This is a genomic window from Cupriavidus sp. KB_39, from assembly GCF_052114485.1.
In the GTDB taxonomy this organism is placed as follows: Bacteria; Pseudomonadota; Gammaproteobacteria; order Burkholderiales; family Burkholderiaceae; genus Cupriavidus.
Map to the genome: position 1 here is coordinate 1 of NZ_JBFREV010000078.1, position 6,363 is coordinate 6,363.

The 6,363-nt window shown below is 53.1% G+C and carries 4 protein-coding genes, 1 tRNA gene and 1 pseudogene; all 6 read right to left on the reverse strand.

From position 1 onward, the window contains the following. A partial coding sequence (locus tag AB4Z27_RS28210) for an NAD-dependent epimerase/dehydratase family protein (protein WP_441645866.1) occupies window positions 1–1,614 on the reverse strand: 1,614 nt, incomplete at its 3' end. Window position 1,615: 1 nt separating this feature from the next. After that, window positions 1,616–2,524: a transketolase family protein gene (locus AB4Z27_RS28215; protein ID WP_441645867.1), complete on the reverse strand. Its 909-nt coding sequence runs from the start codon at window positions 2,522–2,524 to the stop codon at window positions 1,616–1,618. Further along, window positions 2,521–3,318, reverse strand: coding sequence for a 1-deoxy-D-xylulose-5-phosphate synthase N-terminal domain-containing protein (locus tag AB4Z27_RS28220; protein WP_441645868.1), 798 nt, complete (start codon window positions 3,316–3,318; stop codon window positions 2,521–2,523). The genes AB4Z27_RS28215 and AB4Z27_RS28220 overlap by 4 nt, the downstream gene beginning before the upstream one ends. A gap of 142 nt (window positions 3,319–3,460) precedes the next feature. Next, the gene (locus AB4Z27_RS28225) at window positions 3,461–5,287 is read right to left on the reverse strand and encodes a hypothetical protein (protein ID WP_441645869.1); all 1,827 of its coding nucleotides are present in this window, start codon (window positions 5,285–5,287) and stop codon (window positions 3,461–3,463) included. 157 nt (window positions 5,288–5,444) lie between these two features. Continuing rightward, window positions 5,445–5,546, reverse strand: a pseudogene (locus AB4Z27_RS28230) (IS3 family transposase); the annotation flags it as partial. Between the two features lie 648 nt (window positions 5,547–6,194). Beyond that, a tRNA-Pro gene (locus AB4Z27_RS28235) sits at window positions 6,195–6,271 on the reverse strand. Window positions 6,272–6,363 lie beyond the last annotated feature (92 nt).

A 6,363-nucleotide genomic window follows, 5' to 3' on the forward strand; every position in this document is an offset into this window, starting at 1 on the left:
GTTGGTGGTGACGCCAAACATACGTTCAGGACGCACGTAATCGACGCCTGTTTGTTTGAATCCGACATAGGCGCGCAAGCCGCGCACAAACAGATCGCGTTCGGGGCAGTTGAGCAACCACCCCACGACGCGTCGGTCCATGAGTGAAAAGTCGCCGGCATCAAGCGGGATGGGGACGTAACTGAACATGGCGAAGATACGATAGAAGAGCTTGTACAACACTCCCCAGTGCCACGCCATATCCCGCTTGATGCGGCGGCCATAAACAACGTCATATCCCTCTTCCCATTTGGCGTAGAAAGATTCGATCAATTCCGGTGGGTCTTGTAGATCACCATCCAGCAACACAACGGCGTCTTTTGTGGATAATTCCATTCCACTGCGGAAGGCCATCTGGGAACCGAAGTTGCGGGAGTGCGTAATCCCCAGGACATGTGGATCACTTGCGCTGATCTCATGGATCACCTGAGCGCTGTCATCCGGGCTGCCATCATTGACGAAAATGATCTCGTAATCGATCTCGAGCTTATTAAACGTCTCTGTCAATCGACGGTGCATGACGGGGATCGCCTGGCCATCTTTATAACAGGCAATGATGGCMGACACGCTGCGCTTGCGCGTGCTGAGATTCTTCTTGGTCGCCGCCAGCATGGCGCTGTCGCTGAGTTGCTTCACCCAGCCCGCTGTAGAACGCAATCCGTCAACCAATCCGATATTGGCCTTCCAACCCAACTGCTCATGCGCTTTGCGCGGATTCGAATACCATTCGGCCAGATCCCATACTCGACCTTCCATAGTGCCGAATTGCGCTTCCTCCTCGATCTTGAATTCGTCGCGCGTGATCCAGGCCAACTCGGCAATGGTGGTTTTGGTCCCACTTCCGATGTTGAAGTTCTCTCCGTATAGGTCGGGATTCATTTTTGCCGCTGCGATGATAAATGCGGCACAGACATCGTCCACATGGACGAAATCACGCGAGGTGCGCGGGTCGACGAAGGGGGGCAACCTTCCGTCGAGTGCGTGGCGCAATAAATTTGGTATCAACCGCGAGGTGTCTTCCAGCGGCCCGTACACAGAATAGAGGCGCAAATTCACACAGGGAAAACGACCATGTTTGCCAATGAATCTCAGGTAGCTGGACGCTGCTGCCTTGGAGACTGCATAAGGACTGTTGGGCTCGCACACGCTGTCTTCTGACGGCGCGGTGCAGTTAGTGCCGTATTCGGAAGAACTACCCGCATGGATATAAGCGGCAACGGACTGTCGCGCGAGGCAATCGGTAAAATTGACCAGCGATTGAAAGTTGGTTTGATAGATTAACGTGGCTTCTTGCTCAAAGGAGTAAGCACCATAGGCCATGCAATCGAAAATCGTCTGGGGTGCAATGCTGTCGGCCAAGTTTTTCGCCGCCGCATAGTCATTGAAGTCCACCGCAATGACTTGCTCATCCTTAATATCTGCCAGACGCCAATTCTTTTCCCGGCGCACTACCGCAAACACGTCGTTGCGTAAAGCGTTGATGGTGTGGAACAGGTTCGCGCCCACAAAACCAGATGCACCGATCACCAAAATCGGTCCGCGCAGGGCGCGTATGTGTTCTTGCATTTCGGGCATGCTAGATAATTTCGAGAGCGGCGAGCACGCTGCCTACGTCCAGTTTCGACTGGCGTCGAAGAAAGCCCTGGGAGCCGTATCGCTCAAAATGATGAGCGCGGGCATAAAAATGTTTAAAGCTAGGCACGGGTATTTGCTGGTCTGCCAAATAAAGCAGAAGTTCGGAAGCAAAACCGCCACGTTGCACATGCTCCTCTGCAACGCACAGGATGGCGGCACTCTTTATTTGAGCGAGCAGTTCCGCCGGCATCGGCGATTGCGAGATGGGCAACTCCGCGACGGCCCAGAGATTGGGGCGCTGCCGGGCGGGCAAGTTCTCGAACGCCGCGATATAGGTGCTGGCAAGCGGCCCCACGGCAATCAGCAATGGCCCATCTCCGCGGGTTAATTGGCGCCAGGGTTTATAGGCTGGAACTGGATAGCCTTCAGGCGGTTCACCCCGACCCATCCGTAGGTAGGAAGAGCGGGTGGATGTGCCGGCACGTGTAATCACGGCCTCCATGTCCTCGTCGAAAACGGGGACGTAGACCGACATATTCGGCAAAGCCAACATCACGCCATAATCTTCAATGGCATGATGCGTCGGGCCCATGACGCCGTAACCATAACCGCCCCCATTGCCGATCAACTTCACAGGCAGTGCATGGAAGGCGATGTCGTTGCGGATCTGCTCGAATGCTCTCGCGTAGATAAACGGCGCGATACTGTAGATCCAGACATCCAGACCCTGCCTCGCCAAGGCAGCAGCAACCGAGGTCATATTCTGCTCTGCGACCCCGGCATTGATGAATCGCGCCCCCATTGCCGCCTGCATCGGTTCCAGCGCCATGAAGCCCAGATCTCCTGTCATGAAGATCATGTCAGGATTGACGGCGCGTTTGACCAAGGCATCACAAAGTTGTTGTCTCATTGCGGGCTCAATTCCAGTGCCAGTTCCGCGATCCCCTTGTGGAATTTCTCTTCGGTGAGGGGGAGATAGTGCGAATCCATGCGGTTTTCCATGAAACTGACGCCCCGGCCTTTCACCGTCCGCAAGATGATGATTCTCAGGCGCTCCTGATCTGCGGCAAGGGCGCTGCGAATGGCACTCGGGTTATGGCCATCGATGACTTGCATATCGATGTCAAATCCATTCAGCTTGTCCCAGAGCGGCGCCATAGAGGCCACATCCGTGGTCGAACCGAAACCCTGYAAATTATTGTGATCGATCAGCACCGTCAGGTTGCTCAAGTCCTGGTGCCGAGAAAAGATCAGGGCCTCCCACGTTGAGCCCTCCTGCCACTCCCCGTCTGAGGTCAGGCAGACGACCTTCGCGCTGCTGCCTTTGAATCGGAACGCCAAAGCAGTGCCCGCGGCGAGTGATAAGCCATGCCCCAAGCTCCCGGTGGCAAAGGGGATATCCGCAATCCCCTTCGCTGGCGGGTGACCGGCGAGCAAGGTGTCATTCTTGTGGAACAGTTTCAAATCCTGCTCACCAAGCCGCCCAATGCTCCACAAAGCAATGTACAGGGCCCCCGCAGAATGCCCTTTCGAAAGGATGAATTTGTCGTCGGCACCGAGATATTCATGAAAAATGATCAGCATGGCATCGAGCGCGGACAGATTTCCACCAATATGCCCAACTCCACTTTCGAAATGCATTTGAAGCAGTCGCTGACGCGCGCGTACCATCTCATCAGCCGTTAATAACTTTGAGGTATCCATCTCGAGAGATCAATAATTAACCAGTTGGATCAAAAGTGAAGTTCAACACCAGTATATTGACATTCCTCCATGCGGAACGCCAACTTTTTTCCACGGCTTATCAGTCTTGCTGGCCTTCATGGTGGCCTTATTAAAGAGTGGTTTATTTGAGAACAAAAACTGCAATATCCGAAAGATCAACCAACCCTTCTGTATTAATCTTTTCCACGGAGCTACTATGCCTTTCCAGCCAGCTGCGAACATCCGTTCGGGGGTCCGCTTTGGTTCTGTCGATGTAGGCCCGGGTTTCAACGGAGGTAATATCAAACACGCACCAGCTTTCTCCTTTGCTGAATTCGGACAGTATTCTTTCCTTGGAGAAGAAGAACAGGGGGCGAACCAGGCCAACGACCTCATCAAGGCGATGGCCCACCACATAGTTGAGCAACGGAACATAATCCAGGGCCATCATGCGCTTTTTCGCACAGTCATTTTTTTGATAAGCATCAATCAGCCTTTCCATTGCGGTCGAATAATTAGGGGGTGCTGAAAGGCCACGCATGGGAGACATCGGCATCGGCTTGATATCGCTGGAGAATATACGTTGATTCTCAGTGTGGTCATAGAACAGCGAGAACAGTGTAATCGTACCGAGGCATAACACACAAAACGCCTTGTGCGCCCACCGGTTGAAAGCACTTTCATCCGGACTGGCGCCGCACATGAAAATGATCGCAAGCCCACAGGCAGGACCAGCGAAGAAAATCATCCCCTGGCTGATACCGGTATTGCTGCCAATACCGGTTGCAATTTGCAGGGTAACGATCCCGGCGGCCGTGATCATCAGATCACAATCAAGCCGCACGTGATGGGACGTGCCTGTGTGGGGTCCCTGCTGTTTCCTGAAAAGCCGCGCACCTCTCAATGAAAAGCAATAGTAGACGAATGCAGCGATGAATACATGGAAAGCAAAGGCGCCAGGGAGTGCGCTGATCCAAAGGCCTTCATCGCTGAGAAGGTATTTTCCATGCCATGGGGCAGCGTGGCCTAGTTGAATCGGGCCGTTCAAATAGATCGTGTTAATGACGTAGGCGCCCAGATGATAGAGAAAAAACGCCGCGAGGAATGTGCACAACAAAAATCCAACCTTGTTCATTTTCGCAAAGTAACCAAGCGCGAAAAGGCAGCACACCGAGAAGAGCGAAATCTCCCCGTAATATCTGAGTATCAAGGATAAGCGTTCTATCAAATGGAAGGTGTCACCACTATGCGCTTTGGGGGCCGCAAAGAAAATAGAAGGTCCAATCGCATTGATATACCAGATCCATAGGGCTGTGCTAAAGAGAACATAAACCAATAAAACAAACCTGCTCCGGTACCCGAGTGCCATGGAAAAGACAATCCAGAGGATCATGGCGGCTGCAGCAACGACATGCATAAACCCGGCAATCGCCAGAAGAATGCCTGAAACTAAGAGCGACGCTGTTTTCTTTCGATCTGTTTGCGAATTTCCCGCGATGAAAGCGGCAAGCCCCAGCATGAAGAAATTCAACGCCAGGCTGTTAGGGCCTTGTATCGTGTAAAGGTAAATTCCTGAACAAGCCGCTACTGCGACCGGTGTGACGTAAGCAGGGGTATGTTCCTTCTTCAACGCCGTGAAGACGGCAAAAGAAGAAATGGCGCAGAGGGCGACGTTGAAAAATCTGAACCAGAAAATCTCGTGAAATCCAAGGCGCATGAACACCGCATTGATCAGATAATTAGGCGTTTGCGGCAGCGCCAGGCGGTCGAGTCCATAACCATTGGCGACCTGCCACGACAGCGTCAGAAATAATCCGTCATCGCTTGACAGGCCGATCGCACGGCGTGGCATGACGAAAAATGAGATGACACACACCGTCACAAGGGGAATTAGCCACGGAAGAAGCTGTTGATAATGTTTGCCGGATAATAACCTGTGCGGATTCATTAAATTGGTTCTTGTTTGCATCAAATCCGCCAAAAAATTACTTAAAAATAAGCGGGCATACTTTCGGGCACAAGCGCCAGCTCTGGCTGTCTGTTCTCGTCCTTAGCAGGCGATCAATCTATTTTAAGCCAGCTGAATCGCCCCGGTCCCACTAGACACTCTTCAGTCCGTCGCGGTACTACGAATCGAACTGTATAGGAGAATTGTCGCCTCTGTGAGGGTCACGGCGTTTCGTGTTGTAGAACATCTCGATGTAATCAAACACATCTGATCTTGCCTCGTTAGCTATATCCTGGAAAGGTATCGTGGCTATCGTCTGTCAGTTGCTCCAGATCGTGATCACTCAGCGGCATGGTGAGCGGCTTGGACTGGGCGTAGTAGGTGAAAGGTTTGAGTCAACGCCAATCGTTGTCGGGAGCGTTGTTCTGGCTCAGTAGGGTGCCCGCGCGGCGGATGTAGGTAACGCTTTTTGTCAATCAGCGTGGACAGCTGTTCGATAAAAGGGATGCAGACGGTGCGGCGGCTGACATGCAGGCCAGCATCTGCCGCTGGCAGAAGGGGAGCAGGCATATTTCATCCATAGACGGATGGGCCGATGGTGGCCCTTGCAGCGTCCTATGGATAAACGTTGCATCAACTCATGCGCTGGAGCTCTAGGGGGGAGTGGCACAAGGCGCCCGCTCCAGTAGCCTTTGCGCTCATTCGCACATCCGACCTGCGGCTGTGACTAGGCGCACTCAGGGGTTTGGCAATCGTGTGTGAGTTTTACGCTATCGCTGAATCGCGGAGGGACTTGCGGGCTCATTCCTGCTCGCGGGGGCAGGGCTACCAACCTACTCACCACACCTTCCACAGGAAGGGTCGCGAACACAAGCGCGCAAAGTAAAAGAGCCGAATCAACAAAACTGTTGATTCGGCTCTTGAAATCTGGTCGGGGTGAGAGGATTCGAACCTCCGGCCTCTACGTCCCGAACGTAGCGCTCTACCAGGCTAAGCTACACCCCGATTTCTTGTTACTGCTAGGGTTTTTTTCGCGCTGACTTGTCGGTGCGTTGTTACGACTGACGTTGCAGCGAGAAAGCACACAAGTGTATCAG

What these genes read in the sequence shown, in the direction of transcription:
- AB4Z27_RS28225 (WP_441645869.1), bottom strand. Translation starts at nt 5,287, where the DNA reads ATGCAAACAAGAACCAATTTAATGAATCCGCACAGGTTATTATCCGGC.
- AB4Z27_RS28215 (WP_441645867.1), bottom strand. Translation starts at nt 2,524, where the DNA reads ATGAGACAACAACTTTGTGATGCCTTGGTCAAACGCGCCGTCAATCCT.